Raw genomic sequence first — 434 nt, forward strand, 5'->3', positions numbered from 1 at the left:
GAGTGAACCGGATGATTATGCAGATAAATATAAGCAGTGGGAATTAGAGGACTTACCAATTCTACCGGATCAAATGAAATATAAGGTTAGTAAAGGCAAGGCGGGTCAATTTAAGACGGTTAAAAATTTATTGAAGCAGGCAGACCGAATTATTATCGCCACAGATCCTGATCGTGAGGGAGAGAATATCGCTTATTCAATCTTTAAATTATGTGGGCGTGAGGTTTGGCAAATACCAAAGAAAAGATTATGGATCAATTCACTCCAGAGCAAAGAGATTCAACGAGGATTTAAAGAATTAAGAGAAGCAGAGGAAACATATAGTTATTTTAAAGAAGCTGAAACAAGACAAGTAAGTGATTGGATTATTGGGATGAATTTTACTCGCTTTTTAACTTTAATAATGCAAAAGCGAGGGATTGATGGTGTCTGGT

Annotated in this window: 1 protein-coding gene; it reads left to right on the plus strand. The window is 36.4% G+C overall.

Translation table 11 applies throughout. The features are described from left to right. Nucleotides 1–434: toprim domain-containing protein (locus M3190_RS15240; RefSeq protein WP_251583586.1), on the plus strand; the 434-nt coding region annotated here is incomplete at both ends.

This window comes from Microbacterium oleivorans, from assembly GCF_023715745.1.
Taxonomy (GTDB): Bacteria; Actinomycetota; Actinomycetes; order Actinomycetales; family Microbacteriaceae; genus Microbacterium; species Microbacterium oleivorans_D.